The organism is Alkalihalobacterium elongatum (assembly GCF_019024285.1).
Classification (GTDB): Bacteria; Bacillota; Bacilli; order Bacillales; family Bacillaceae_F; genus Alkalihalobacterium; species Alkalihalobacterium elongatum.
In genome coordinates this window covers 165,950-189,780 of record NZ_WMKZ01000004.1, presented here as the reverse complement: position 1 = coordinate 189,780, position 23,831 = coordinate 165,950, and the positions used below count along the sequence as shown (strand labels likewise).

Annotated in this window: 23 protein-coding genes; 18 read left to right on the top strand and 5 right to left on the bottom strand. The window is 37.2% G+C overall.

The genetic code is table 11. The features are described from left to right. Positions 1-47 precede the first annotated feature (47 nt). The 5 genes from GKP30_RS08125 to GKP30_RS08105 all read left to right on the top strand — a co-directional run bounded on the left by GKP30_RS08125 (position 48) and on the right by GKP30_RS08105 (position 3,804). Positions 48-902, top strand: a complete 855-nt coding sequence (locus tag GKP30_RS08125) for a YitT family protein (protein ID WP_216828928.1) — start codon at positions 48-50, stop codon at positions 900-902. 98 nt (positions 903-1,000) lie between these two features. Continuing rightward, positions 1,001-1,684, top strand: coding sequence for a metal-dependent hydrolase (locus GKP30_RS08120; RefSeq protein WP_216828927.1), 684 nt, complete (start codon positions 1,001-1,003; stop codon positions 1,682-1,684). Between the two features lie 209 nt (positions 1,685-1,893). Then, positions 1,894-2,064, top strand: a complete 171-nt coding sequence (locus GKP30_RS08115; protein ID WP_216828926.1) for a hypothetical protein — start codon at positions 1,894-1,896, stop codon at positions 2,062-2,064. A 92-nt stretch (positions 2,065-2,156) separates the two neighbouring features. Continuing rightward, positions 2,157-2,402, top strand: a complete 246-nt coding sequence (locus GKP30_RS08110) for a hypothetical protein (protein WP_216828925.1) — start codon at positions 2,157-2,159, stop codon at positions 2,400-2,402. Positions 2,403-2,496: 94 nt separating this feature from the next. Next, complete coding sequence (locus tag GKP30_RS08105; RefSeq protein WP_216828924.1) at positions 2,497-3,804, top strand: CBS domain-containing protein; 1,308 nt, start codon at positions 2,497-2,499, stop codon at positions 3,802-3,804. A 131-nt stretch (positions 3,805-3,935) separates the two neighbouring features. On the opposite strand, the gene GKP30_RS08100 is transcribed toward GKP30_RS08105, so the two are convergent. After that, complete coding sequence (locus GKP30_RS08100) at positions 3,936-4,235, bottom strand: YtpI family protein (protein ID WP_216828923.1); 300 nt, start codon at positions 4,233-4,235, stop codon at positions 3,936-3,938. 106 nt (positions 4,236-4,341) lie between these two features. Between GKP30_RS08100 and GKP30_RS08095 the strand changes: the two genes are divergently transcribed. Beyond that, a complete protein-coding gene (locus GKP30_RS08095; protein WP_216828922.1) occupies positions 4,342-5,286 on the top strand; it encodes a DHH family phosphoesterase in 945 nt (314 codons plus the stop codon). A 298-nt stretch (positions 5,287-5,584) separates the two neighbouring features. Here the strand turns inward: GKP30_RS08095 and GKP30_RS08090 are convergent, their stop codons facing one another. The 3 genes from GKP30_RS08090 to GKP30_RS08080 all read right to left on the bottom strand — a co-directional run bounded on the left by GKP30_RS08090 (position 5,585) and on the right by GKP30_RS08080 (position 6,811). After that, the gene (locus GKP30_RS08090) at positions 5,585-5,794 is read right to left on the bottom strand and encodes a hypothetical protein (RefSeq protein ID WP_216828921.1); all 210 of its coding nucleotides are present in this window, start codon (positions 5,792-5,794) and stop codon (positions 5,585-5,587) included. Between the two features lie 183 nt (positions 5,795-5,977). Continuing rightward, complete coding sequence (gene ytrI, locus GKP30_RS08085; protein ID WP_216828920.1) at positions 5,978-6,481, bottom strand: sporulation membrane protein YtrI; 504 nt, start codon at positions 6,479-6,481, stop codon at positions 5,978-5,980. Between the two features lie 6 nt (positions 6,482-6,487). Next, entirely contained in the window at positions 6,488-6,811 is a 324-nt protein-coding gene (locus tag GKP30_RS08080) for a YtrH family sporulation protein (RefSeq protein ID WP_216828919.1), read from the bottom strand. A gap of 275 nt (positions 6,812-7,086) precedes the next feature. On the opposite strand from GKP30_RS08080, the gene dnaE reads away from it, so the two are divergent. The 8 genes from dnaE (at position 7,087) to GKP30_RS08040 (ending at position 17,834) form a co-directional block, all read left to right on the top strand. Continuing rightward, positions 7,087-10,431 (top strand): DNA polymerase III subunit alpha, encoded by a 3,345-nt coding sequence (gene dnaE, locus GKP30_RS08075; protein WP_216828918.1) that lies wholly within the window; start codon positions 7,087-7,089, stop codon positions 10,429-10,431. A 126-nt stretch (positions 10,432-10,557) separates the two neighbouring features. Then, complete coding sequence (locus GKP30_RS08070) at positions 10,558-11,790, top strand: NAD(P)-dependent malic enzyme (RefSeq protein WP_216828917.1); 1,233 nt, start codon at positions 10,558-10,560, stop codon at positions 11,788-11,790. Positions 11,791-11,815: 25 nt separating this feature from the next. Continuing rightward, entirely contained in the window at positions 11,816-12,481 is a 666-nt protein-coding gene (locus GKP30_RS08065) for a FadR/GntR family transcriptional regulator (protein ID WP_216828916.1), read from the top strand. Positions 12,482-12,591: 110 nt separating this feature from the next. After that, positions 12,592-13,434, top strand: coding sequence for an acetyl-CoA carboxylase, carboxyltransferase subunit beta (gene accD / locus GKP30_RS08060; protein WP_216828915.1), 843 nt, complete (start codon positions 12,592-12,594; stop codon positions 13,432-13,434). A 17-nt stretch (positions 13,435-13,451) separates the two neighbouring features. Further along, positions 13,452-14,426, top strand: a complete 975-nt coding sequence (accA, locus tag GKP30_RS08055; RefSeq protein WP_216828914.1) for an acetyl-CoA carboxylase carboxyl transferase subunit alpha — start codon at positions 13,452-13,454, stop codon at positions 14,424-14,426. 121 nt (positions 14,427-14,547) lie between these two features. Beyond that, a complete protein-coding gene (gene pfkA / locus GKP30_RS08050; protein WP_216828913.1) occupies positions 14,548-15,507 on the top strand; it encodes a 6-phosphofructokinase in 960 nt (319 codons plus the stop codon). Positions 15,508-15,589: 82 nt separating this feature from the next. After that, a complete protein-coding gene (pyk, locus tag GKP30_RS08045) occupies positions 15,590-17,344 on the top strand; it encodes a pyruvate kinase (protein WP_216828912.1) in 1,755 nt (584 codons plus the stop codon). A gap of 94 nt (positions 17,345-17,438) precedes the next feature. Then, a complete protein-coding gene (locus GKP30_RS08040) occupies positions 17,439-17,834 on the top strand; it encodes an FxsA family protein (RefSeq protein ID WP_216828911.1) in 396 nt (131 codons plus the stop codon). Positions 17,835-18,029: 195 nt separating this feature from the next. Here GKP30_RS08040 and ytvI read toward each other — a convergent pair whose 3' ends face one another. Next, a complete protein-coding gene (gene ytvI / locus GKP30_RS08035) occupies positions 18,030-19,145 on the bottom strand; it encodes a sporulation integral membrane protein YtvI (protein WP_236034959.1) in 1,116 nt (371 codons plus the stop codon). A gap of 366 nt (positions 19,146-19,511) precedes the next feature. On the opposite strand from ytvI, the gene GKP30_RS08030 reads away from it, so the two are divergent. The 4 genes from GKP30_RS08030 (at position 19,512) to mdh (ending at position 23,778) form a co-directional block, all read left to right on the top strand. Beyond that, on the top strand, positions 19,512-19,985 hold the full coding sequence (locus GKP30_RS08030; protein ID WP_216828910.1) for a DUF441 domain-containing protein: 474 nt from the start codon (positions 19,512-19,514) through the stop codon (positions 19,983-19,985). 222 nt (positions 19,986-20,207) lie between these two features. Next, positions 20,208-21,323, top strand: coding sequence for a citrate synthase (gene citZ / locus GKP30_RS08025; protein WP_216828909.1), 1,116 nt, complete (start codon positions 20,208-20,210; stop codon positions 21,321-21,323). Positions 21,324-21,442: 119 nt separating this feature from the next. Then, complete coding sequence (icd, locus tag GKP30_RS08020; protein WP_216828908.1) at positions 21,443-22,711, top strand: NADP-dependent isocitrate dehydrogenase; 1,269 nt, start codon at positions 21,443-21,445, stop codon at positions 22,709-22,711. A gap of 122 nt (positions 22,712-22,833) precedes the next feature. Beyond that, entirely contained in the window at positions 22,834-23,778 is a 945-nt protein-coding gene (mdh, locus tag GKP30_RS08015) for a malate dehydrogenase (protein ID WP_216828907.1), read from the top strand. Positions 23,779-23,831: the final 53 nt, after the last annotated feature.

The following is a 23,831-nucleotide window of genomic DNA, read 5'->3' as shown; positions in this document are numbered from 1 at the left end:
GGCGCATATGTTAGAATAAAAGAAAGAAAAAATAAAAGGGGAAGCGAATGAAAAAGTTTATCGATTATTTATTACTCACGATCGGTTCTTTAATTACAGCAGTTGGTCTTGAGTTAATTCTTGCTCCAAATGGATTAGTTGATGGTGGGGTCACAGCTATTTCTATTATGGTAAATTCCGTTTGGGGGTTTCCGATCTGGGCCGTATATATTGCGTTAAATTTGCCTACCTTAATGTTCGCTGCTAATTTTATGGGCAGACGGTTTGTTGTACGTACGATTTATGCCAATATTGTAACAACGCTTGGTCTAATGTGGTTAGCACCAATGCCTGCTATCACTTCTTCAGAAGTGCTAATTGTGCTATATGGAGGGCTATTGTTAGGAGTCGGAATTGGATTAGTCGTTAAATCTGGTGGGGCAGTCGACGGTACAGAAATGATTGCGATTTGGATGCAGCGACGCTTTCATATCCCGATTAGTACATTTTTATTGGCGGTCAATGCCCTTATTTTAACTGCAGCGGCATTTGTTTTTACATTAGAAAAGGCGATGTTTTCAATAGCTGTTTTTTATATCGTATCAAAAATGATCGATTTTGTTTTAGATGGTTTAAATCAAGGGAAATCTGTAATGATTATTTCTGACAGACCATATGAGGTAGGGGAGACCCTCTTAAAAGAATTAAATGTTCAAATTACTTATCTTCATGGACAAGGTGGCTATACTGGAGATGAGCGACTAATAATATACTGTATTACAAGCAGGTTTATGTATCCGAGGCTTAAAGAAGTCGTATTAACAATTGACCCCAATGCTGTGTTAGAGGCTTCATTTGTAACCGAAACACAAGGAATTAAAAGAAAGCTATCTTTACCAGACTCAAAATCGTCGAAAAGTTAGTGCAGGAAATAAAGTTATTACCTCGTAATCATAAGGTGACGAATGAAGTTGGTTATCTCTCTTTCGTCACCAAATTTAATTAGGAGTTGAGTACATAAATGAAACTTTCTTATCATGGCCATTCTGTTGTTATGATTGAAACCAATGGGACAAACATTATTATCGATCCTTTTATTTCAGGAAATGGACAAACTGATTTAAATGCCGAAGACTTAAAAGTTGATGTTATTCTACTTACTCACGGCCATAATGATCACGTCGGAGATACGGTAGAGCTTGCGAAGCGAAATAAAGCACTAGTTGTTGCACCATTTGAACTAGCGACATATTTAGGCTGGCAAGGAGTAAATGTTCATCCGATGCATATCGGTGGTTCACACACGTTTGATTTCGGGAAAGTGAAGTTAACCCAAGCTTTTCATGGTTCAGCCTTTGTAAAAGAAGATGAAAAAGAGATTATCTATACGGGAATGCCAAGTGGTATATTATTTACAGCTGAAGGTAAGACAATTTTCCATGCTGGAGATACTGCATTATTCTCGGATATGAAGATGATTGGCGAACTAAATCAAATTGATGTAGCATTTTTACCGATTGGTGATAACTTTACAATGGGTCCAGAAGATGCGGTAATTGCTGCAAAATGGCTTCAAGCAAAACAAATTGTACCGATTCATTTCAATACATTCCCTGTGATTGAGCAAGACGCTGGACAATTTGTAGAAAAGCTTCCAGCAGGTATAGGCAAAGTTTTAGCAGCAGGAGAAGCGATTGAACTATAATAGAGGGGTTTTTCTCAAAGATGTTGCTATTTGCTTTGAGATTGTTAGCTATCCTTAGAGGGACAACTATAATGTTGTCTCTTTTTTTATCTGTTTCTTTTCTTAAGGTTATTTTCGTAAACTTAGTTGCTAATGTACCGTTTTTTAATATAAATCAGCCCTGATGGAAAAATTATGAGAGAGAAAAACTAGGATAATGGAGTGCGGTAATGAAAGCGGGTGGATCGTGCACGCGAGAGGAAAAATTCTTGAGTATTAATGTTCCAGCTGTTCTAGGGTACGAGACTAATGATAATTTATCCATGTTTTACATGCTGACCCTAAATGAACGTATTTCAACAATTGCCTTTAACTCATTAAATCGTACTTCTTTTTTTTGAACTATTTCATAGAATGAAAGTAGGACAACTTTTAAAAGTCGTGGTCAATGGAAGCTATTCTGGAATTAGTTTAATTGAGAGGATGGATAACGATGAAACAAAGGCTGTTACTATGTTTACTACTAGCTCTTGCCCTTATTTATTTTGCGGTACCACGTATTCCATTAGGTGATCCTGGTTTAGGAGGACTTTTTGCGATTGCTTGGCTAACATTTGCTCTTATTGTTGTTGGTGGAAATCTAGTTGGCCTCCTATATAATAAGAAAAAGCAAAAAGCGACATTATTATCTGAAGAATCAAAAAATGAACCAAATAAAGTAAGAAGATATAGCAGGTAGTCTTGAAGTGCCTATCCCCTAACAGTATAATAGAACTAATACAGTTTTGATAATTCTAATAGATACAGTTTATAAGAAAGTGTGGTGAGGGGATATGGCAACAAAACATGAACAAATATTGCAATATATTAATGATTTAGGAATCGGTGAGAAGATATCTGTTCGTCAAATTGCGAAAGCGCTTAATGTCAGTGAGGGCACGGCTTATCGTGCTATAAAAGAGGCTGAAAACCAAGGGTTTGTCTCTACGATAGAACGAGTCGGTACGATCCGAATTGAAAAGAAAAAGAAGGAAAATATTGAAAAATTAACGTTTGCTGAAGTCGTCAATATAGTGGACGGGTCCGTTCTCGGTGGTAGGCAAGGATTGTATAAAACGCTAAACCGTTTTGTAATTGGTGCGATGAAACTAGATGCAATGATGCGGTATGTTGACCCAGGCAATTTATTAATTGTAGGGAACAGATATCAAGTTCATAAAATTGCTCTTGAAGCAGGGGCTGCAGTCTTAATTACGGGCGGCTTTGATACGAGTGATGAAGTGATTAAGTTGGCTGATGAATTAGAGCTCCCTATCATTTCAACGAGCTATGATACGTTCACTGTAGCAACAATGATTAACCGTGCGATTTACGACCAGCTAATTAAAAAAGAGATTGTACTTGTCGATGATATTTTAATTCCTTTACAAGATACATATTATATGACAATAACCAATTCAGTTGAAAAGTGGCATGAGTTAAATCAAAAAACAGGCCATAGCCGGTATCCTGTAGTAGATGAAGGCTTCAGAGTGCAAGGGATGGTTACGTCAAAGGATGTTCTTGGGGTAAACCGATTAACACCGATTGAAAAAGTAATGACGAAAAATCCAATAACAGTCAATGAACGGACGTCTGTTGCATCGGTAGCACATGTTATGGTTTGGGAAGGGATAGAGCAACTTCCGGTTGTAGACCAGCAAAGAAAATTAATTGGCGTTATTAGTCGTCAAGATGTTCTAAAAGCATTGCAGATGATTCAACGTCAACCTCACGTAGGGGAAACAATTGAGGATGTTGTAACAAGTCGTTTCACAGATCATTCCACTTCAGATTATTTACTATTCCAATGTGAGGTTACACCTCAAATGACCAACCACCTCGGAACCTTATCGTACGGTGTCGTCACAACGATTGTTACGGAAGCAGGGAGTCGGGCTTTAAGGAAATACAAAAAAGGCGATCTTGTCGTTGAAAATATCACTTTATATTTTATTAAACCAGTTCAAATAGATACAACGATTGATATACAGCCGAAATTACTTGAAATTGGAAGAAAGCATGGAAAGATTGATGTAGAGCTATATCATGACGGAGAAATTGTCGGGAAGGCTTTAATGATGGCACAGCTTCTTGACTAAAGAAAAAGAGGCAGACTCCAAAGTGTCTATACTCCTCATTACTCAATATATCGTACTAACTTGCATAAGCTAGTATTTTATATCTCGTGATGGAGGGGTTAGGGACTCTATAGAGTAGGCCTCTTTTTGTCTTACTTTGCTTTGCGTTCCTCAATGACCTGCGGGAGATAGTGTTTATAATTCTGTAACCCGAAATAGGCATTAGCAGCACCTAGCAAAGCAAAAAGGATTCCAATAATAATATCTACTGTACTTCTTGGAAAGATAAGTAGATTAAGACCAAAGAAAATTAGAAATGAACCTAGTGCAATATTGGCTCGTGTTTGCTGCCACTTTTTCTCAACGGAAGCAGTAGTACGCCAAAACTTTATTTTAAAGTAAATAAAGAATGCGAGCGATATTACAATTAATATGAGTAAAGATTGTGTCATGTAAGTAGGGACCTCCTTAAGCTTTGCGTCCATTTGTTGGACGAGCATCACTACATATTTTATCGTGAAAAGCCGAGGAAATCTAGTTATCAAAGGAGAATGACAATTGATTGAAACAATTTTTAAAAAAATCGCAGACTATGAAACGATTATTATTCATCGCCATGAGCGACCAGATCCAGACGCGATTGGGTCACAGGCAGGGTTAGCAGAATTAATTAAATCTACTTATCCTTCTAAGCAAGTATATATAGTTGGAGAAGAAGAGCCATCTTTGAATTTTTTAGCAACTATGGATACTATTGAAGACGCTACATACAAAGGAGCTTTGGTCATCGTTTGTGATACAGCAAATACAGAAAGAATTAGTGATCAAAGATATACTCACGGCGATTTTCTTATAAAAATCGACCATCATCCGAATGAAGAGCCTTATGGTGATATCGTTTGGGTAGATACAACAGCAAGTTCAGTAAGTGAAATGATCGTCGACTTATACTTGGAAGGAAAAAATCAAGGGATTAAGCTTTCTGATAAGGGTGCGTTATTACTATACGCTGGAATTGTGGGAGATACGGGGCGGTTCCGTTATCCAAATACAACAAAAAAAACGCATCAATATACTGGTGAGCTGCTAGAGCATGGTATTAATCATAGTGACTTTTATTCAAAGTTTTATAAGAGAGATTTAAAGATGACTCGACTAGAGGGGTACATTTTGCAGCATTTTGAGGTTTTTGATGAAGGTCTCGCTGTCATGAACCTAACAGCTGATATTCTTGAAAAGTTTGATATTACAGCTAATGAATCGTCACAACTGGTCAACTCATTCAGTGATGTTGAAGGCCTTAAAGCCTGGGTGTTTTTTGTAGAAGATCCTGATAGTGAAGATATTCGAGTTCGATTACGTTCCAAAGGTCCGCAGATTAACCAAATTGCACAAAAATACCGTGGCGGTGGACACCCAATGGCGTCAGGAGCAAAAGCAAAAGATTGGCAAGAAACAAAAAGCATAATTGCTGACTTACTTGAAGTTTGTAGCAACCACTAAAGTATGAGAGCCAAGCAGTCGCTTGGCTTTTTGTATATTTATTTGCCTTTCACTTTGAACAATGTGAGCGAAAACGCTATTAGGCCACTGATCTACCTTGAACTGTAAAAAATATGAGCAATAGCATTGTTTAGGTCGCTGATCTACCTTTATCTGTAAAAACTATGAACAATAGCACTGTTTAGGCTGTCAAAACTGAAACAGATCCCAAAATAAAAACAATTTCAACAGCCCTTCTAATAGAAAAGGTTTTCCCAAATTCACTTGTAAGCGAATTTAGGAAAACCTCCCGGTTAGGTTATTCTTTTTTGTTGGCTGGGATAAACCATGAACCCATTTCCGTAACGTCCTCGTAAACATCGATGCCTTCTTTAGCAAGTTGTTTCTTGATCATTTCGGTCACTTCTTTGGATTCAGCAAAAGCAGAGTAGCCAGCTTTTAACTTCTCTACCTTCTTTAAAGCCATTTCTTTTCGGTTAATTACCATTTCTTTTCCCGTAACATCCATGTTAGAGCACCTCCTAGGCGTTGGAGTCATTTGTACGATGAGACAAATATGCTAATTATATTATAACGGAAAAAGTTCTTAAATGAGAGTATTTTGAAGTAATTTTCTCAAATATTCTATACATTTGATGAAATGATTAATGGTCTGTAACTATTGATAACGTTAGTGGGTAATTCATCTCATTTACGGGACTCGTTGAATTTTCATATATAGCTTTAATGTTGTATATAGATAGACTTGTTCTACTTTTAGTTTATAACGACTATCGCCAATTTGAAATTCGGTATTTTCGATCGTTCTGATCATTAATTCATTGGTTGATGCTACAGTAGCGATATCTTTTCCTTTTAGAAAGCGGAGTTCATTTAACCCTTTTTGTTTTAATTCATATAACGTTAACTCGCTTAGTTTTACTTGCTTTTCGTTTGTAAAATACATTTCTAACTCTTGGATGGTTAGTCTTTTTTCATTCTCTTCATTAAGCTTTTTTTCTACACTTCGTAACGTTTCAATGTCTTTTTTTAAGGAGTCAATGGTGATTTGTTGTTTTTTTATTTCGCTTACTAGTGTTTCATTGATCGTGCCAAATTCATAAACAAAAAATACCCAGCCAATAATAATACCGATCATAACACCTGCAAAAAAGCGTTGCCAGCCTGGTCTTTTGTAATAAGGGGGGACTCTCATAAAATATTACTCCTGAGTCAGCCAATGAATAATTGTTGTTCCCGCTTGGGCGCCACATAAAGCAGCAAATATCATGAAAAGAGTTTTAAAAATATCATCATGAGTGCCTTGGAAGAGTCCGCGTTCTAAGCTTGTAAAAGCATCGAATGTTCCTCCAATGGCAGCAACAATCGCCCAAATTTTTAAACTTGCGGCTAGTTCACTTATTTTTTGTAAGGGGGGTTCCCCGATTAAAAAGGCACTAATTCCTCCAATGATGGCTCCTCCTATAATTACACCGAAAGCGACGAAGAAATCGACAACGAGCGTAGCAGCAAAATTTCGGTCCATTAAGAACCTCTCCTTTTTCTATACGAATAGTTTTCCTTTCTATAATGTATAGCTCGTCTGAAGTGATAATATGCTTGTTTTTTCCTTTACGTTCATGCGTAGTATAATGAAATTAGAAGGGTTTTTATTAAAGACTACGAAACAGTCTTTCTATAAAATGGTATTAAGTAAGTGGATGGTTTGATGATAGGCATGTAATGTACTTAACTCTCTCAATAACTTGAATTGAGTTGTAGACGCTTTTCAATCATCCACATAAAGGGAGAGAAGGCCAGATGAGTTTTGTCCATCTGCATTTACATACAGAATACAGTTTACTAAAAGGAACCTGTCGTATTAGTGAAGTTGTTCAACAAGCAAAGAATACAGGGTTCGAAGCATTAGCCATTACAGATGAAAATGTTCTTTTTGGTGCTATCCCTTTTTATAAAGCGTGTCTAGAAGTAGGGATTAAGCCCATTATTGGCCTGGAATTAAAAGTTACGATAGGAGAAGGTTCAAAGGCTTTTCCATTTCTTTTATATGCTAAAAATGAAGCTGGTTATCAACAGCTAATTCAGCTTTCAACGATCGCTAATCAATACTCGGCGCAAACAATTGATATTGAAGCTGTACTTTATTATACTAACGATTTAATTATCGTTATCGGCTATGAAGGAGGCTTACTATTAGAAGCCATTCATTCCAACACATATGATCAAGCGAAAAAATCGATTATAAAACTACAGTCAAACATGAATAAGGATGATTTGTTTATAGAGCTACAAATTCATCGCAGGGAAGATTTATTGACGATGAATAAAATTTTTCAATTCGCTGACTCATTGAACATTGAGGTTGTCGTCTCAAACCATGTCCATTTTTCGAGAAAAGAACAGCTACTAGCTTTTCAAATTGTGAATAGTATTCGTGATGGAAAATGGATCGAAGAGGAAAATCAACATGAACAGTATTATTTGAAGTCAGAAGAAGAGATGAGAGCTATATTTAAAAAATATCCGCATTTTTTAACAAATACTATGAAAATTGCAGAGAAATGCAATCTTTCATTGACATTAGGAAAAATTCTTCTTCCACGATTTCCGCTTAGCTCTAACCTAACGAGTGACACCTACTTGCAGGATATTTGTTACGAACAACTAGCAGTAAAGTACCCAAATATGACTGAAGCTGTTAAAGGCAGGCTAGATTATGAGCTAGATGTTATTGCTAAAATGGGCTTTAGTGATTACTTTTTAATCGTTTGGGATTTCATGAGGTTTGCTAAAAATAAAGGGATGATTACAGGACCAGGACGGGGCTCTGCCGCAGGGTCCTTAGTTGCCTTTCTCTTAGAGATTACAAAAATTGATCCAATTAAATACGGTTTACTTTTTGAACGGTTCTTAAATCCTGAACGAGTGACAATGCCAGATATTGATATCGACTTTCCTGATCACCGCCGTGATGAAGTCATTGAGTATGTCCGAAAAAAATATGGTACAGAGCATGTAGCACAAATTATTACATTTGGGACATTGGCTGCTAGAGCAGCTATTCGTGACGTCGGACGGGTTATGAGTATTGATACTAGAGTTATTGATAAAGTCGCAAAGCTTATTCCTAATACACCTGGAATTAAACTAGAGCAAGCCATTAAAGACAACAAAAGATTACAACAAATGGTTGAAGAGACACCTGATGCGAAAAAATTATTTGAGGCTGCTTTGCTAGTAGAAGGCTTACCACGCCACACTTCCACTCATGCTGCTGGTGTTGTTATGAGTTCAACTCCATTAACTGAGCATGTTCCGCTGTTAATGGAAGATGAGGGGACAGCATTAACCCAATATCCAATGGATATATTAGAGGAAATTGGCTTATTAAAGATGGATTTCCTTGGTCTAAGAAATTTAACTCTATTAGAACAAATCGTACAGATCATTTATAAAAGTACAGGTCAAAAGGTAAATATAGATGAATTGCCACTAGAAGATGAAAAAACGTTTGAGTTACTTTCAAAAGGAGAAACAACGGGTATCTTTCAGTTAGAGTCACAAGGAATGCGGAGAGTTTTACAACAGCTTCAACCGACGATCTTTGAAGATATCGTTGCTGTTAATGCGCTTTATCGTCCAGGTCCAATGGAGTTTATCGGAACTTATATTGATGGTAAGCATAATAAGCGTAAAGTTACCTACCCACATCAAGATCTTGAACCTATATTGAGGTCAACGTATGGGGTTATCGTTTACCAAGAGCAGATCATGCAAATTGCTGCAAAAATGGCAGGGTTTTCATTAGGTGAGGCAGATTTATTAAGGCGAGCGGTCAGTAAGAAAAAGCGAGAAGTATTAGAGGAACAACGACTTCACTTTGTAGAAGGTGCAACCGTACAAGGATATGATGCAGAGAGTGCAAACGATGTTTATAACATGATTGTTCGATTTGCTAATTATGGATTTAACCGAAGTCATGCAGTTGCCTATAGTATGATTGCTTATCAATTAGCTTATTTAAAAGCGAACTATCCAAAGCAGTTTAATGCAGCTTTGTTTTCAAGTGTTATTTTCCACCAAGAAAAACTGAGTCAATACATTGCAGAAGCGAAAAGCCAACGGATTAAAATACTGCCGCCACATATTAATTACAGTTTTTACCCTTTTTCATTAGAAGAAAGTGGAATACGGTTCGGATTAGCACCAATACGACATGTTGGAGAAAAAGCGGCAATGGAAATTGTAAAACAAAGGGAAAGAAAAGAGTACCAAGATTTGTTTGATTTTTGTGCTCGTGTTGATACTCGAATAGTAACAAAAAGAGCAGTAGAAGCACTAATCGTAGCGGGTTGTTTTGATGAATTTGGTTATCACCGTGCTCAATTATTAGCAACGCTTGACGATGCGCTAGAGTATGGAGAAGAAGTGAGGAAAAGTGAGACGACGGAAGGTCAATTATTTTCAATGCAATTAGATCAACCTAATTATTACTCGGTTCCTCCGTTTAGTGAGGAAGAACTTCTGCGTTTTGAAAAAGAAATGACGGGAATGTACCTGTCAGGGCATCCGATAGAAAATTTTAGTAAAGTCTTAAATACTTATCATCGAGTAACGAGCAGACAGTTGGACATTGCCTTAAAGGGATCCAAGCAAAATATAGCGGGTTTTTTGCAAAGTATCCGAGTAGTAAAAACGAAAAAAGGGGAAGAAATGAGCTTTATCCGATTGCAAGATGAAGAAGGTGAAGTTGAGGTAGTTATATTCCCTAAAGTTTGGCTAAACTATAAACAAATATTAAAAGAAAATGAACTAGTACTTGTTGAGGTTTTAGTTGAGGAAAGACAAGAAAGAAGATCATTTATTGCACAACAACTATTTTTAGTAAGTAATTTAAAAGAAAAGCAGAAAACAACTAGAGTATTTTTGCGTATACAAGAGACCTTTGAAAAGAAGGACATACTTGAAAAGGTAAAAAATATTCTTTTATCGAATGCAGGAGAAGCCCAGGTCATTCTTTTTTATGAGAAGTCAAAGAAAAAAGTGGTCCTTGCAAATCAATATTCTATTAGTAGTACAGGTGAAGAAATTCGACAGCTACAGGAAATTTTAGGTACAAAAAATGTTGTTATAAAAAGCGAATAAGTAGTGTAACGGATAGTTGGTTCTGGTATAATATAGTCAGTTTGTTAGTGGTCAGACCAGTGGATGTAATAAAAAATCCGACTACTGGATGGACAATAGGTTAGAGAGAGAAGGGAGAGAATGCACATGTCGACAATTAGAGAAGAAGCTCTACATATGCATCGAATCAATCAAGGAAAATTAGAATCAAAATCAAAGGTAGAAGTAAGAAATGCGAATGATTTAAGTCTCGCATATTCCCCAGGAGTAGCTGAGCCTTGTAAAGAGATTTTTGATAATGTGGAAAACGTTTATGAATATACGATGAAAGGTAATATGGTAGCTGTTGTATCTGACGGAACTGCCGTTTTGGGGCTTGGAAATATTGGTCCAGAAGCAGCTTTACCAGTTATGGAAGGAAAGGCAGTTTTATTCAAGTCATTTGCTGGAGTCGATGCTTTTCCAATTTGCTTAAAAACAAACGATGTTGAAAAAATTATCGAAACAGTAAAGCTTCTTGAGCCGACATTTGGTGGCGTAAATCTAGAAGATATAGCTGCACCAAACTGCTTTGAAATCGAAGAACGACTAAAAAGAGAAACGAATATTCCTATATTTCACGATGACCAACACGGCACTGCAATTGTTACATTAGCAGGCTTAATCAACGCATTAAAACTTACAGGTAAGAAATTGTCTCAAATTAAAGTTGTAGCTAATGGCGCTGGTGCTGCTGGAATTGCGATTATTAAATTAATGCACAGCATGGGTGTTCGAGACATTATCATGTGCGATTCAAAAGGTGCAATCTATGAAGGGCGTCCATATGGTATGAACGATGTAAAGGCAGAAGTTGCTAAGTTTACAAACCGTGAACATAAAGAAGGTAGCCTAGAAGATGTTATCAAAGGTACAGATGTATTCATCGGTGTATCTGTAGCAGGTGCATTAACAAAAGAAATGGTTGAGAGCATGAACGAAGATCCTACAATTTTTGCAATGGCTAACCCAGTGCCAGAAATTATGCCAGAAGAAGCAAAAGCAGCAGGAGCAAAAGTTATTGGTACAGGGAGATCGGACTTTCCAAACCAGGTAAACAATGTTTTAGCTTTCCCAGGTATCTTCCGAGGTGCATTAGATGTACGTGCTACTCATATTAATGAAGAAATGAAAGTTGCAGCAGTAGAAGCAATTGCAAGCTTAGTCAGTGAAGATGAGTTAAATGCTGATTATGTCATTCCTGCTCCGTTTGACCCGAGAGTAGCACCGGCAGTAGCAGCGGCTGTGGCAAAAGCGGCAATGGAAACAGGTGTTGCTCGCAAGAATGTTGATCCAGAGCAAGTTGCAGAAAAAACAAGAAAACTTGCGGCTATTGAATAACACCAAAAAAGGGTTGTGAGTATAAGTGTCTAACGATCAGCCAAAAGTATATATCGAGATTATTAAGCAACTCAACCAAATTATTAGAAACGATCAATTAAAGAGTGGAGATCGCCTCCCATCTGAACGTGAGTTAAGTGAACGTCTTCAGGTGGGACGTTCTTCTGTAAGGGAAGCTTTTCGAGCACTCGAGTTACTGGAATTAATTGAAACGCGCCGTGGTGAAGGAACGTTTATTAAAAAAGTAGGGAGTCATCGATTAGTAGAAATCATCCTATCTTTCATATTAAATGATGATAGTGCTAGACAAGACTTAGCTGAAACGAGAAGAATAGTCGAGGTTGAGGCGTTGCGACTAGCATGTAAACGAATTACTGATGAACAAATTATTAGATTAAAAGAGCTAATCGAAAAATCAAAAAGCGAATGGAGTCATGGAGACTTTCCTGTTGAAGAGGACTATCTATTTCACAAAACGATTGTAGAAGCTTGTCATAACGTTTTAATGTTGAATCTATGGGTACCATTAGTGGAATATAATAAAGTTTCTATTAGGGAGTCGCTTTCTCGTAAGGGAAGACCCGAAGCTTCTATCGCTGAACATGAAGCCATAGTTGAAGCGTTATCAAGAAAAAATGAAGATGAGGCTGTCCAAGCTTTAGAAAAACACTTGCAAAATAGTCGATTTTAATCGTTATTTCACGAACGATTGATTCAGCCATTTATTGCGATTGCAGAATTTATTATGATATGATTTATGTAAATTTTTGATAGAATTCTCTAGTTAAGAGAGGTGTCAATGTGTTAAGAGACTTTTTTTCAAAAAAGAAAAAGTATGCAACAATACCATCTGAACGTGCAAAACAAGAGGTACCAGAAGGATTAATGACAAAATGTCCTGTGTGCAGAACAATTATGTACACGAAAGAACTAAAGAAAAATTTACATGTCTGCTCATCTTGCGGACATCACCATAGAATGACTGCTTATGAGAGAATTGAAAGTCTTGTAGATCAAGGAACTTTTGAAGAGTTTGATAAAGATATGATTGCGAAAGATCCATTACATTTCCCTACATATGAGGAAAAGCTAGAGCAGGACAGAGCGAAAACCGAACTGAATGAAGCAGTTGTCACTGGTCGTGGGAAAATGGAAGGATATGACGCGGTTATTGGGGTAATGGACGCACGTTTCCGAATGGGAAGCATGGGCTCTGTTGTAGGTGAAAAGATTACACGTGCGATAGAAAAAGCGATTGAACAAAAAGCGCCTTTTATCTTATTCTCAGCCTCTGGTGGTGCGAGAATGCAAGAAGGTGTGCTAAGTCTTATGCAAATGGCCAAAACGAGTGCTGCTCTACAAAAATTAGACAAACAGGGAGGCTTATTTATCTCTGTTATGACACACCCTACTACTGGAGGAGTTTCTGCAAGTTTTGCCTCTTTAGGAGACTATAATTTTGCAGAACCAAAAGCGTTAATTGGATTTGCTGGTCGCCGTATTATAGAACAAACAATTCGTCAGGAGTTGCCTGAAGATTTCCAAACAGCAGAGTTTCTATTAAAGCATGGGCAACTTGATAGAGTTGTTCACCGTCAGGACATGAAGGATACATTAGTGAAAGTTATTTCCATGCATCAATAAGGTAGGAGGTGGACTAGATGTCAGAGTTGAGTTTTGAAAAGCCAATTGTGGAACTAAAAGAAAAAATTAAAGAACTCAAGTCTTTTACAGAAGAAAAAGATATTGATCTTTCTGATGAAATTGTAAAGCTAGAAACTAGACTTGAACAACTAGAGGCAGATATATATGGCAATTTAAAGCCTTGGGAACGCGTTCAAATCGCTCGTTTAGGTGATAGGCCGACTACTTTAGACTATATCGATCACTTATTTACTGATTTTATTGAGATGCACGGTGACCGATTGTACGGTGACGATGCAGCGATTGTTTCTGGAATTGCCAAGTATAAGGGAAATCCTGTTACTGTTATAGGACACCAACGTGGTAAGGATACGAAGGAAAATATTCGCCGTAATTTTGGTATGCCGCACCCTGAAGGTTATCGAAAGGCTTTACGATTGATGAAACAGGCGAATAAATTTGGCCGTCCAATCATTTGCTTTTTAGATACGAAAGGCGCCTACCCTGGAATGTCTGCAGAAGAACGTGGTCAAAGTGAAGCGATTGCGAGAAACTTACTTGAAATGTCAGGGTTTACAGTTCCGATTATTTGTATCGTCATTGGTGAAGGTGCAAGTGGTGGAGCTTTAGCCATCGGTGTAGGGAATCGCCTCTACATGTTAGAAAATACTTGGTTTTCAGTGATCTCTCCTGAAGGAGCTGCAGCTTTACTTTGGAAAGATGCAGGGCAAGCACAGCGTGCAGCTGATACGATGAAAATTACTGCCCCTGATTTAAAAGAGTTAGGTGTTATTGATGATATAGTTCCAGAGGTAAGAGGTGGAGCTCATCGTGATGTGAAAGAACAGGCTAAGTTAATTGACAGTATTATCCAGGATGCGTTAAATCAGCTGTCTGAACTATCTCCTGAAGAGCTTGTTGAAGACCGTTATGAAAAATACAAAAAAATTGGACAATATACGTTTGTAAACGATACCATCAGCATAAAATAAGGAAAAGTGCTTTCTATCAACAGTAGAAAGCACTTTTCTTTTCGAAATAGAGCTATTGTTTTCCTTATTTCAACATGGTAGATTGAATAATACAGAGGCACACATTAAGGAGGAAAAGTTAATGAAAAAAATTGGTGTGTTAACTAGTGGTGGCGATTCACCAGGAATGAATGCTGCCATACGTGCAGTGGTTCGTAAAGCAATATTTCATGAGTTAGAAGTGTACGGGGTTTACGCTGGATATTCTGGTCTAATCTCTGGAGATATTAAAAAACTAGAAATCGGATCCGTTGGAGATATTATTCACCGTGGGGGTACGATGTTACATACCGCTCGATGTGAGGAATTTAGAACTGAAGCTGGTCAGAAAAAAGCAATTGACCAACTTAACAAAATAGGAATTGAAGGATTAGTCGTAATCGGCGGGGATGGTTCATATCGTGGTGCGCAAAAATTAACGGAACATGGATATCCTACTATTGGAGTCCCTGGCACCATTGATAATGACATTCCAGGTACAGATTTTACGATTGGCTTTGACACAGCGTTAAATACAATTATCGATGCGATTGATAAAATTCGTGATACAGCAACTTCTCATGAAAGAACATACGTTGTAGAGGTTATGGGAAGAGATGCAGGCGATCTAGCACTTTGGGCTGGATTAGCGGATGGTGCAGAGTCAATTATTATCCCTGAAGCTCCATATGATATGGATCAAATTGTTAGTCGTCTTAAACGAGGTCATCAGCGTGGTAAGAAACATAGTATCATTATTGTCGCTGAAGGTGCAGGAAATGGAATGGAAATAGGCCAAAAAATTCAGGACGCAACGAATTTAGAAACTCGAGTTACTGTGTTAGGTCATATACAGCGTGGTGGATCACCAACTGCAGCAGATCGTGTTCTAGCTAGTCGTCTTGGAGCAAAAGCAGTAGAATTATTATTAGAAGGTCAAGCTGGCAGAACAGTCGGAATCCAAAATAATAAGCTTGTACATCATGACATAAATGAAATACTTCAAGTAAAACATAGTATTGATAATGAAATGTACAGATTGTCTCAAGAACTGTCTATTTAATTCCAGGAAATACATCTTAGGCTGACTAGAATAATACATTTTGTGAATTGTTAAACAATTGGATAGGGAGGAATACAATACTATGCGTAAAACAAAGATAGTATGTACGATTGGCCCAGCAAGTGAAACGATTGAAAAATTAGTGTCACTAATGGAAGCTGGGATGAATGTAGCTCGTTTAAACTTTTCTCACGGAGACTATGAAGAGCATGGTGCTAGAATAAAAAATATTCGTGAGGCGGCTGAAATAACAGGAAAGAATGTAGCAATTTTACTGGATACGAAAGGTCCAGAAATTCGAACTCAAACTGTTGAAGGCGGAGCAGTAGAATTAAAGCAAGGTCAAGAGTTAGTGATTTCAATGGAAGAGCTTGTTGGAAACGCTGAAAAAATTTCAATTACATACCCTGGACTTATCCATGATGTCCATCCTGGATCTAAGATTTTATTAGATGACGGTTTAATTGGATTAGAAGTAGTTGAAGTAGGGACGAATGAAATTCGAACAAAAGTACTAAACACGGGTACTTTAAAAAATAAAAAAGGTGTTAACGTACCTAATGTAAGTGTTAACTTACCTGCTATCACTGAAAAAGATGCAGAGGATATTAAATTTGGAGTGGAGCAAGGTGTCGATTTTATTGCTGCTTCATTTGTAAGAAGAGCATCAGATGTTCTCGAAATTAAAGAACTGTTAGAAAAATACAATGCACCAGATATCCATATTATTCCTAAAATTGAAAACCAAGAAGGTGTCGATAACATCGATGAAATTTTACAGATCGCTGATGGTCTGATGGTTGCACGTGGTGATCTTGGTGTTGAGATACCTGCTGAAGAAGTACCACTAGTACAAAAAGAATTAATTAAGAAATGTAACGCTGTTGCAAAACCAGTTATCACAGCTACACAAATGCTTGACTCTATGCAGCGAAATCCACGTCCGACTAGAGCGGAAGCTAGTGATGTTGCGAACGCTATCTTTGATGGAACGGATGCTATTATGTTATCTGGAGAAACAGCTGCAGGTGATTATCCTGTTGAATCTGTCCAAACAATGCATACGATTGCACAACGTACAGAAGAAGCACTTAACTATAAAGAAATGCTTTCTAAGCGTATAAAAGATACTCGTGTAACGATTACAAGTGCGATTAGCCAATCGGTTTCTCACACCGCTTATAATTTAAACGCATCTGCAATTCTTACAGCGACTGAAAGTGGATATACAGCTAGAGTAACAGCAAAATATCGTCCAAAATCACCAGTCATAGCTGTAACAAGTAGTGAAAAAGTATTGCGTCGTCTTGCTCTAGTATGGGGAGTAGTTCCTCAACTAGGAAGAGAAGCTTCAACAACAGATGAAATGCTTGATATTACTGTACAAGCTGCGATGGGTTCTGGTTTTGTTAAGCACGGTGATCTGGTTGTTATTACTGCAGGAGTACCTGTAGGAGAGACTGGAACGACTAACCTATTGAAAGTACATGTAATTGGTGAAGTCGTTGCAAAAGGACAAGGTATAGGTCGTAGAACAGCAACAGGAAAAGTCGTTGTAGTAACAACTGCAGACCAAGCGAACGAGAAAGTAAATACTGGCGATGTGTTGGTTACACTAAGTACTGATAAAGACATGATCCCTGCATTTGAAAAAGCTGCTGCAGTCATTACTGAAGAAGGCGGATTAACTTCTCACGCTGCAGTTGTAGGGCTAAATTTAGGAAAGCCTGTCATTGTTGGTGTTGAGTTAGCTACAGAACGCTTTAAAGATGGAGAAGAAGTAACAGTCGACAGCGCTAGAGGCGATATTTACAGAGGACACGCAAGTGTTTTATAATTAAAGAGAAGGGGTTTCCCCTTCTTTTTTAGATTATAAAACATAATTACCTGTAATTTCATTCTTCTAGGTAGTTTAGAAAGTAGGTATTCATATGTTTCGACTGTTACTTTTATTAATTATAGTTGTTCCAGCTTTAGAAATAGCAGTACTCATATTATCAGGCAATTATTTAGGAATTTGGCCAACGATTTTTCTCATCATATTAACAGGTGTTATTGGTGCTTGGTTAGCTAAAAAGGAAGGACTCCAAACTTTACGTCTAGCGCAGCTCCAAATGCAACAAGGTCAATTGCCAAGTGGGGTTATTTTGGATGGAATATGTATTCTTATAGGGGGAGTAGTTCTTCTAACACCAGGCTTTATTACTGACTTTATCGGTTTCTATTTATTAATTCCTTTTACTCGAGCAACGGCTAAAGCATTCCTATTGAAAATTTCACAGCGTATGATGAATAGTGGGAATTTTATCTTTATATCAAGAAAATAATATAATTGGTTAAAAAATCCATGATTATAAAAAAGTAGACGCGATTTCACAAAGTAAATTCGTCTACTTTTTTATTTTTAGCGCTGATAAAGAGCGCTGTTGAGCCCAAAATCATCTTATATCAACAATATCCTTTTACATAGCTTTATTTTTAAGTAATTGATTAACTAGCTTTGTAAGCTTATAGAATGGGCTTCATGTTTTTCTCTGCATAATAAAGTCACGAATATCATGAAATACATTGGCTTTATATAGAGTATTAAGAAAAACTAGACTTGCAGGTCCTATCATTAGGCCTAAAAAGCCAAACAGTTGAAAGCCAACAAACAAAGCGATTAGCATAGCAAGCGGTTCAACCCCAATGCTACTAGAAAGAACTTTAGGCTCTAGCATTTGACGTTGTACTAAAATAATACCGTAAAGTACACAAAGACCAATCGTTAGTTGAAGTTGACCCGCAAAAAAGGTATAGATAATCCAAGGAATAAAGATCAGCCCTGTTCCTAAGTAAGGTATTAGATCGACGATCGCGATGACCACAGCAATGGTAAATGGATAATCAACCTTTAAAATGAGTAGGCCAGAGAGTACAAATACAAATGTAATGGAGATTAAAGTAAGTTGACCTACAATATAACCAAAGAGAGCTTGTTTTAAGTCAGTTAATACTTTAGATGCACTCTCAATTACTTTGCTAGGAAATGTTTTTCTAACGAATCGAGTTAATTTATACCAGTCCTTACTAATAAAAAAAGTGGCCATTAATGTAAAGATAAATACTGTTGCTAAATTAGGTAATGAAATTAAAAAGTCGGATAAGCCATTAAATATTTTTTGCACTGCTGAACCAGCATTTGATGCAATTTGTGAACTAAACGTCTGGATATAGTTCATTATAGTTGATTGTTGTTCAGCTTCTAATGAATTAATAGAGCGAATGATTTGTTCGTAAATAGGTAGTAATGTTGTAAAAAAGAAGCCTTCCATGTAAAGGACAAGCGTATTTATATGATAAGGCAGAACGGTAGCTAAGTGGTTAGACCCAGATATAATTTCGGCTACAAATAATGTAACAAGTCCAGAACAAAAGATTAGAATTAGTAAAAGTGAAACTAATACCGCAAATGCTCGATTTAACTTCCAACGAAATTCAAGAAAATTAACGAGTGGATTAATAACAAATGCAAGTATAAATCCAAATATAAAGGGGTAGGTTACCGATGTAACGTAGTATGAGCTGAAAAATACAAGTAATATAATAAAAATAACGAATAGCATCCGCAAAGCCAATGATAATTGTTCCTTGTTCAAAAAAATCGCCCCCTATTGCCCTGCTTGTACATCATATGAGTGTCCTTCGAAAAAAATGAAAATGGAAAACGAAATTATTGAATTCTGTAACTGTGGGGCAGCACATGGAACTGTTCTTTTATAGAAATGCTGTGTTAAAGTACTTTATTGAAATACCTGGATTTGGTATGCAAAATGTTGATGTTCACATTCTTTTTGTGTTTGTTTAATGAACCCAAGAATTAACAGAGTTTTTTATAAGTGGGGTAAAGATCTGTTCTATAATAGGAGTGAAAACAAACTTCTATTATGAAACATAGCGAATATTGTGAAATTATGATATGATGTTTCTGAGGATTGCCTATGGAGGAAGGATGAACAGTTAATTTGTTGTCTCAATCATCATTGTTTTTACTGATATTACTAGTAATTAGCTGGCTTGGGAAAAACCAGTCTTTACTAGTAGCTGTTGTTGCACTCCTATTATTGAAATGGACTGGGCTGGGTGAAAAACTTTTTCCACTTATACAGGCTAAGGGGATAAACTGGGGAGTAACAATACTCACCATTGCCGTTCTTGTACCTATCGCAACGGGTGAAATAGGATTTAAACAACTTACAGAATCACTAAAATCGTCGTACGCATGGATTGCTTTATTTGCTGGTATAGCTGTTGCATTAATTGCTGCGAGTGGAGTAGACCTGTTAAAAAATGACCCACATATAACAACAGCACTAGTAATAGGAACAATACTGGCAGTTGTATTATTCAACGGTGTTGCTGTAGGTCCATTAATTGCCGCAGGAATCGCCTATTTAATCATTCAACTAATTTCAATTTTTACAACTAGCGGAGGCTAATTTTTTGCCTCGGTCACCTTTGTCAGAAAACTCTGATTAGTTAAACTTTTTACGACGAATGATGATAATAGAGATTAAACGTTCACAAAACTTTAAAAAATGTTTATAATGTAAGTTGATTGAAACTTCCTTCCTACATAGTTTTTAGATGGAAATGTAAGCATTTACTTTTCCCTCGCGTAAATCTGTATGAATATAACAGGGTAAAGGAGAGGTTGAGAAATGAGTACTACTCGTGGTCTTGAAGGAGTTGTAGCAACAACTTCTAGTGTAAGTTCTATCATTGATAGCGTTTTAACATATCAAGGATATGATATTGATGATTTAGCTGATAACGCAACATTTGAGGAAGTAATTTATTTACTTTGGTATGGAAGATTACCAAAGCAAGATGAGCTTGATCAATTAACGAAGGATTTAGCAGATAATGCTGGTATTCCTCAAGAAGTTATTGATTTCATGAAAGCTTATCCTAATAAGGATGTTCATCCAATGGCTGCTCTACGTACAGCAGTGTCGAGTTTAGCACTATATGATGAGCAAGCTGATGAAATGGACGAGCAAGCTAATCGTCTTAAAGCTATTCGTTTACAAGCAAAAATTCCTACGCTTGTAACAGCTTTTTCTCGTATTCGTGAAGGTAAGGAACCAATCGCTCCACGTAAAGATTTAGGTTTTGCTGCAAACTTCTTATACACATTAACAGGAGAAGAACCAGATGCAATTGCAGTAAGTGCTTTTGACAAAGCGCTCGTTCTTCACGCTGACCATGAGTTAAATGCGTCAACGTTTACTGCTCGTGTCTGTGTTGCGACTTTATCAGATGTATATTCTGGTATTACAGCAGCAATTGGCGCATTAAAAGGACCTTTACATGGCGGAGCTAATGAAGCAGTAATGAAAATGTTACATGAAATCGGTGAAGTAGAAAATGTAGAACCATATATTCGCCGTGCTCTTGATAATAAAGAAAAAATTATGGGCTTTGGTCACCGTGTATACAAAGATGGCGATCCGCGTGCAAAACATTTACGTGAAATGTCAAAGAAATTAACAACTATTACTGGTGAGCCAAAGTGGTATGAAATGTCAATTAAAATTGACGAAATGGTAACAAGTGAAAAAGGTTTATTACCAAATGTTGATTTCTATTCAGCGAGCGTTTACCATAGTCTTGGAATCAAATATGATTTGTTCACACCAATCTTTGCAGTGAGCCGTACTTCTGGATGGTTAGCACATATCTTAGAGCAATACAGCAACAACCGTCTAATCCGTCCACGTGCAGAATATGTTGGTCCAGACAAACAAGTTTACGTTCCAATTGAACAACGTTAAGATAATTATTGTATAATGTCAGGGGGAGGAAACTCCTCCTTGTACATATTTTAATTGTTAAGAACATAGAATGTTTTCTATGTTTTTAACTAATCTTAGTTAGGGAGGTAAATGTGATTATGGCAAATGGAGAAGCGATTAAAGTAAGTAATGGGGTATTAGAGGTACCAAATAATCCAGTCATTCCGTTTATTGAGGGAGATGGAATTGGACCAGATATTTGGGCAGCTGCTTCTAGAGTTTTAGATGCTGCAGTTGAAAAAGCATACAATGGTGAAAAGAAAATTGTTTGGAAAGAAATTCTTGCTGGGGAAAAAGCATTTAACCAAACAGGCAGCTGGTTACCAGACGAAACACTTGAGGCTGTACGTGAATACATAATTGCGATTAAAGGACCTTTAACAACACCAATTGGTGGCGGGATTCGTTCTTTAAACGTTGCACTTCGTCAAGAATTAGATCTTTTCACATGCTTACGTCCTGTACGTTACTTTACAGGTGTACCATCACCAGTAAAACGTCCAGAGGATACAGACATGGTAATCTTCCGTGAAAATACAGAAGATATTTATGCTGGTATTGAGTATCAATCTGGTTCTGAAGAAGTTAAGAAGTTAATCAGTTTTTTACAAAACGAAATGGGTGCTAACAAAATTCGTTTCCCTGAAACTTCAGGTATCGGAATTAAGCCTGTTTCTCAAGAAGGTACGGCTCGTTTAGTTCGTGCTGCAATTCAATACGCAATCAACGAAGGTCGTAAGAGTGTTACATTAGTTCATAAAGGCAACATCATGAAATTTACTGAAGGTGCATTTAAGAACTGGGGTTATGAGCTTGCTGAAGCAGAGTTTGGAGAAAAAGTATTTACTTGGGCTCAATATGATGCAATCGTTGAGCGTGAAGGTAAAGATGCTGCAAACGAAGCACAAGCTAAAGCTGAAGCTGAAGGCAAAATCATCGTTAAAGATGCGATTGCTGATATCTTCTTACAACAAATTTTAACTCGCCCTGCAGAATTTGATGTAGTTGCAACAATGAACTTAAATGGTGATTACATTTCTGATGCATTAGCTGCTCAAGTTGGTGGTATCGGAATTGCACCAGGTGCAAACATTAACTACGATACAGGACATGCAATTTTTGAAGCTACTCATGGTACAGCTCCAAAATATGCTGGCTTAGATAAAGTTAACCCATCTTCAGTATTACTATCTGGTGAGTTAATGCTTCGTCACCTTGGATGGACTGAAGCTGCTGATTTAATTATGGGATCAATGGAAAAAACAATTGCTAGCAAAGTTGTAACATATGACTTCGCCCGCCTAATGGAAGGTGCAACTGAAGTTAAATGTTCTGAATTTGCAGATGTACTTATTAAAAATCTTTAATCCCTTTTAAGTTTCATATTTTCAACAAGCATGTTCAACCTAATGAATAGCCTCTAAAAATGGGTGTTTGAAAAGTCTCGGCTTTTTAAACACCCTCTAATAACGCAAGGGGAGATGATGAAATGGCGATTAAACGTAGGAAGATTTCCGTAATTGGTGGAGGATTTACAGGTGCAACAACTGCACTTATGGTAGCGCAAAAAGAATTAGGGGATGTTGTACTTCTTGATATTCCTCAAATGGAAGGCCCAACTAAAGGTAAAGCTTTAGATATGCTTGAGTCTACACCCGTTCAAGGTGTTGATTCTAATATTATCGGTACTTCTAATTATGAAGATACTGCTGGATCTGATGTTGTTGTTATCACTGCAGGTATCGCACGTAAGCCTGGTATGAGCCGGGATGATCTAGTGAACACAAATGCTGGTATTATGAAGGCTGTTACTAGAGAAGTTGTAAAATATTCACCAAACTGCTACATCATCGTATTAACTAATCCTGCAGACGCTATGACTTACACTGTCTACAAAGAATCAGGATTCCCAAAAAATCGCGTATTAGGTCAATCAGGTGTTCTTGATACTGCTCGTTTCCGTACATTTGTTGCTCAAGAATTAAACATTTCTGTTGAAGATGTAAGTGGTTTCGTTCTTGGTGGACATGGTGACGATATGGTACCACTAATTCGTTACTCGTATGCTGGTGGAATTCCATTAGAAAAATTAATTCCACAAGATCGTCTTGATGCAATTGTGGAACGTACACGTAAAGGTGGCGGTGAGATCGTTGGTCTGTTAGGAAACGGAAGTGCATATTATGCACCAGCCGCTTCATTAACTCAAATGGTTGAAGCGATCCTTAAAGATAAGAAACGTATTATCCCTACAATTGCTTACTTAGAAGGCGAATATGGTTATAACGATCTATATGTAGGCGTACCTACTATTATTGGTGGAGACGGTATTGAAAAAATTATTGAATTAGAATTAACAGATGAAGAGAAAGCTGCTCTTGGGAAATCTGTTGAATCTGTTCGTAATGTAATGGAAGCTTTACCAAAAGCTTAAACATTCTAAAATGTAATTAGAAATGGCACACGCTGCTTAATATTGCGTGTGTT

Excerpts from the sequence above, each read along its gene's own strand:
- GKP30_RS08090 (WP_216828921.1), bottom strand. The coding sequence starts at position 5,794 with ATGGATGTTACGGGAAAAGAAATGGTAATTAACCGAAAAGAAATGGCT.
- GKP30_RS08120 (WP_216828927.1), top strand. The coding sequence starts at position 1,001 with ATGAAACTTTCTTATCATGGCCATTCTGTTGTTATGATTGAAACCAAT.
- GKP30_RS08080 (WP_216828919.1), bottom strand. The coding sequence starts at position 6,811 with ATGGACCGAAATTTTGCTGCTACGCTCGTTGTCGATTTCTTCGTCGCT.
- ytrI (WP_216828920.1), bottom strand. The coding sequence starts at position 6,481 with ATGAGAGTCCCCCCTTATTACAAAAGACCAGGCTGGCAACGCTTTTTT.
- citZ (WP_216828909.1), top strand. The coding sequence starts at position 20,208 with ATGAGTACTACTCGTGGTCTTGAAGGAGTTGTAGCAACAACTTCTAGT.
- GKP30_RS08115 (WP_216828926.1), top strand. The coding sequence starts at position 1,894 with ATGAAAGCGGGTGGATCGTGCACGCGAGAGGAAAAATTCTTGAGTATT.
- GKP30_RS08100 (WP_216828923.1), bottom strand. The coding sequence starts at position 4,235 with ATGACACAATCTTTACTCATATTAATTGTAATATCGCTCGCATTCTTT.
- GKP30_RS08125 (WP_216828928.1), top strand. The coding sequence starts at position 48 with ATGAAAAAGTTTATCGATTATTTATTACTCACGATCGGTTCTTTAATT.
- GKP30_RS08040 (WP_216828911.1), top strand. The coding sequence starts at position 17,439 with ATGTTTCGACTGTTACTTTTATTAATTATAGTTGTTCCAGCTTTAGAA.
- dnaE (WP_216828918.1), top strand. The coding sequence starts at position 7,087 with ATGAGTTTTGTCCATCTGCATTTACATACAGAATACAGTTTACTAAAA.
- pyk (WP_216828912.1), top strand. The coding sequence starts at position 15,590 with ATGCGTAAAACAAAGATAGTATGTACGATTGGCCCAGCAAGTGAAACG.
- pfkA (WP_216828913.1), top strand. The coding sequence starts at position 14,548 with ATGAAAAAAATTGGTGTGTTAACTAGTGGTGGCGATTCACCAGGAATG.
- accA (WP_216828914.1), top strand. The coding sequence starts at position 13,452 with ATGTCAGAGTTGAGTTTTGAAAAGCCAATTGTGGAACTAAAAGAAAAA.
- GKP30_RS08110 (WP_216828925.1), top strand. The coding sequence starts at position 2,157 with ATGAAACAAAGGCTGTTACTATGTTTACTACTAGCTCTTGCCCTTATT.
- icd (WP_216828908.1), top strand. The coding sequence starts at position 21,443 with ATGGCAAATGGAGAAGCGATTAAAGTAAGTAATGGGGTATTAGAGGTA.
- GKP30_RS08105 (WP_216828924.1), top strand. The coding sequence starts at position 2,497 with ATGGCAACAAAACATGAACAAATATTGCAATATATTAATGATTTAGGA.
- mdh (WP_216828907.1), top strand. The coding sequence starts at position 22,834 with ATGGCGATTAAACGTAGGAAGATTTCCGTAATTGGTGGAGGATTTACA.
- GKP30_RS08070 (WP_216828917.1), top strand. The coding sequence starts at position 10,558 with ATGTCGACAATTAGAGAAGAAGCTCTACATATGCATCGAATCAATCAA.